This is a genomic window from Thermodesulfobacteriota bacterium (genome assembly GCA_040756475.1).
Taxonomy (GTDB): Bacteria; Desulfobacterota; Deferrisomatia; order Deferrisomatales; family JACRMM01; genus JBFLZB01.
Window position 1 is genome coordinate 1 of sequence record JBFLZB010000311.1, and the last position, 3208, is coordinate 3208.

Below are 3208 nucleotides of genomic sequence, written 5' to 3' on the forward strand. Positions count from 1 at the left end.
GCGGCGGTCCGGCTCGGCCTGGGGCTCGTCACCCTGGTGGCCGTGCTGGCCCCCGTGGGCCTCCTGCTCGCCGGAGGTGCGCTGCGGCTCCTCTCCCTCCGGTAGCCCCACCAAAACGGGGCGGGCGCTGCCGCCCGCCCCGAAGGTTCCCCGCTGCGCGTCACCTGTGCTCAGCCCGCCGGCACCGCCGCCACCTGCTGACTGGTGGCCTTGAAGAACTGGCTCACCCCGGCCCCGGTCTTCGTGGTGTCCTTGAGCACCTTGCCCGCCACCTCGAACCCCGCGAAGGCGTCGCCGATGAGCGAGAACGCCTTGGTCGCGCCGAAGCGGATGCGGTGCACGTCCACCAGAAAGGGCCGGCCGCTCTGGGCCTCGTTCAAGCCCTCGAAGAAGAGCCCGTACTCCTTGGCGGCGGCCGTGAGGGCCTCGATCACGTCCTCCACCCCGTAGCCGTAGGCCACGTGCAGGGTCTGCCCCGGGGTGATGTCGCCGCCGGCCAGCACGAAGATGCCGCCGGGGCGCACCTCGTAGTCGGTGCCCGCCACGAAGGTGGTGCCGCCCGCGGCCCCCTCGAAGTCGTTCTTCACCACCACGTCCACCGGGCCCGCGTGCGCCAGCCGGGTGAGCCGGCCCGGGTAGCCCGTCACCACCTCGTCGGCCACCGTGCCCGCGTTCACCCCGGTGGTGGAGCCGTAGAGCATCAGCGCCACGTTCTCCGCCTTGAGCTCGTGCAGCGTCATCGTGGCCGTCACGCCCTTGACCCGGCGCACCTCGTTCAACACGCCGCCGCCGGGCGAGGTGTAGTCCCGGAGCTCGATCGCGTCTTCCTCCACGCTGAACTCGAGCTTCGAGACGTTGCCCACCTCCAGCAGGCCCGCCGGGGTGCTGTTGTCCTTGATGTAGACCTTGCCCGCGCCGATGTAGGAATAGTCCATGGTCGTCTCCTGTCGTCTGACACGTCCGACCCGTCCGACAGGTCAGACTACGGTTGCCCTCGCGTCACCACCCGGGTCGTGAAGGCCAGGGGGAAGTAGCCGTACCCCTTGCTGAACCCCGGCCGCGGGCCGGGGGCCAGCTTCAGCGGCTGGTGCTCCGCGCTCGGCCGCCAGCCCTGCAGGGCGGCCAGCACGTCGGCGCACAGCTCGCCGGCCGTCTCGCGGGCGTGCTCGCCGGTCTTGGGGGTGCGCAGGTTGCGCACCGCCACCACCGCGATCCACACCTGCTCGCTCTCCTGCACCCGCCCCTCGTCGCGCTCCTGCGTGGGCCGGTACCCCCCGAACACCACGTGCACCGCCGGGGTCACCTGCGCCGACTCCGCCACCCCGTCCAGGTCTGCCGCCGAGAGCACCGCCTTGACGCCGGCGACCTTGGATTGCAGGCGGGCGACGATCAGGGCTTCGGCGCTGAGGTAGTTCTGCATCTTTCCAGCCCCTGACCTCTGGTCCCTGGCCCCCGCCTTAGTACCGGTCCAGCACGTCGCGCCCGAACAGCCGGTCCGCGTCCGTCTTGTTCGTGGCCGCGCTTCCGGTGGCCTTCGCCGGGGGCGCGGCGATCCCCAGGGCGATCTCCCCGGCGGCGATCCTCTCCAAGAGCTTCACCGCTGCCTTGTGCCGGGCCTCCACCGCGTCGTCGTGCAGTTGGCGCCGACCGAAGAGATGCCACACCGCCAGGTCGATCACGATGCGGGTCAGCAGGCGCGGCACCGAAGGCAGGGGCAGGGGGTACACCGCCTGCACGTACGCGTCGGCCTCGGCCTCGGCGTCGGCGATCGCCTCCTCGAGCACCGCCGCGTCGGCCTCTCCCGTGCCCGCATCGTCGGTGAGCTGCGCCTGGTGCTCCTCGGAGAGGCCCCGCAGGAGCAGCTCGGGGGTGACGTAGCGGCCCATGGGCTAGAGGACGTCTGCCCAGACCACGCAGTCGGGCCGGTACAGGATCGGCAGAGGCCGCGCCTCGGCCTTCACCCAGCGGCCCGAGGGCTCCTCCTCCTCCCAGCTCTTCGAGAAGAACACCTCGGCCGGCAGCGCGTTGCCCACCCCCCCCGCGGCCTTCAGGTCGACAATGGGGGCGTAGAGCTCGGCGCCGTGGTCGGCCGACAGGCCCACCAGGCAGAAGACGTCTTCGGGGAAGAGCTGCTGGGTGGCGCCGGCCGAGTTCTTGTACGTGCCGAAGTACTCCTGGATGTCGCCGAGGCCGGCGAGCCGGGTCACCTGCCCGGCCTCGGCGATCGCCGCGCCCTTCTGGTAGCCCAGCAGCGCTCGGACCGAGGCGTTCTTGAGCAGCGCCGTCATGGCGCTGCCCCCGCAGAAGGCGAGGAAGCCGTCCACCCCGTCCATGCTGTCGGCGATCAGCTTCTTCCAGGCGCGGATGTTGCCGATGGGATCGGAGTTGGCGTGAGTCCACACGGCTTCACCTTCGAGCACCGGCTTCTGGCCGGCGGCGAAGCCGTAGTCCACGAGCACCGTGCCGGCCTCGTCGACCACCTGGCCCTGGAGGGCCTTGACCGCCATGAACTCCCGGGTGCGGTCCACGTCGCCGCGCATGTCGAACTGGTTCTCGGCCACCTTCTGCTCGATGGTGGCCTTCTCGAACTCCGAGCCGAAGGCGCGGGCGCTGTTGAGGCTGGCCGCGGAGATGAACCGCTTCTCCGCGAAGCGCGGGGCGGAACAGGTGACGAACTTGGCGCCCACCTTGTCGCGCACCGTGGCGGGGGCCTCGACGCGGATGTTGGGCAGCAGCCGCCGAGCGCTGAACTTCACGTCCCAGCCGAAGAGGTCGCCGTCCTGGCGGCTCTTGCGGGCGAACACGGCGTCCAGGACCGGCGTCTTGACCGGCCTCATGGTGTTGATGGCGGCGGTGAGGTTTCGGGCCTTGAAGGCGCTGTCGAGCATGGCGGGCTCTCCTTTACACGAAGTAGATGGCGCGGGCCTCGAGGGCGGCCCGGGCGGCCGCATCGAGCCCGGTCATGTTGGCGGCGACGTAGACGCCGGCTCCTCCCACCACCGCGTCGGCGTCGGCCTCGGAGGCGTCGGCGTCCTCCAGAAGGACGAACACGGGCTCCTGGCTGCCGTCGAGGTTGTCGGCGTCGTAGGCCTTGAGCTTGCCCGAGCCTGCAGCCACCGTAATGGTGAAGGTGTCGCCCACGATGAAGTCGGCGGAGCCGTCGGCCAGGGTCATGTTGAGGTGGTCCCCGGCGTAGGCCACCCCCACC

Annotated in this window: 5 protein-coding genes; all 5 read right to left on the reverse strand. The window is 70.8% G+C overall.

Annotated features, from left to right (window positions below; translation table 11 throughout):
• Window positions 1-170: 170 nt before the first annotated feature.
• On the reverse strand, window positions 171-935 hold the full coding sequence (locus tag AB1578_22990) for a hypothetical protein (protein MEW6490765.1): 765 nt from the start codon (window positions 933-935) through the stop codon (window positions 171-173).
• Between the two features lie 47 nt (window positions 936-982).
• The gene (locus AB1578_22995) at window positions 983-1420 is read right to left on the reverse strand and encodes a hypothetical protein (GenBank protein ID MEW6490766.1); all 438 of its coding nucleotides are present in this window, start codon (window positions 1418-1420) and stop codon (window positions 983-985) included.
• A 37-nt stretch (window positions 1421-1457) separates the two neighbouring features.
• A complete protein-coding gene (locus AB1578_23000) occupies window positions 1458-1886 on the reverse strand; it encodes a DUF1320 domain-containing protein (GenBank protein ID MEW6490767.1) in 429 nt (142 codons plus the stop codon).
• A 3-nt stretch (window positions 1887-1889) separates the two neighbouring features.
• Window positions 1890-2888, reverse strand: coding sequence for a major capsid protein (locus AB1578_23005; protein MEW6490768.1), 999 nt, complete (start codon window positions 2886-2888; stop codon window positions 1890-1892).
• 13 nt (window positions 2889-2901) lie between these two features.
• A partial coding sequence (locus tag AB1578_23010) for a head decoration protein (GenBank protein ID MEW6490769.1) occupies window positions 2902-3208 on the reverse strand: 307 nt, incomplete at its 5' end.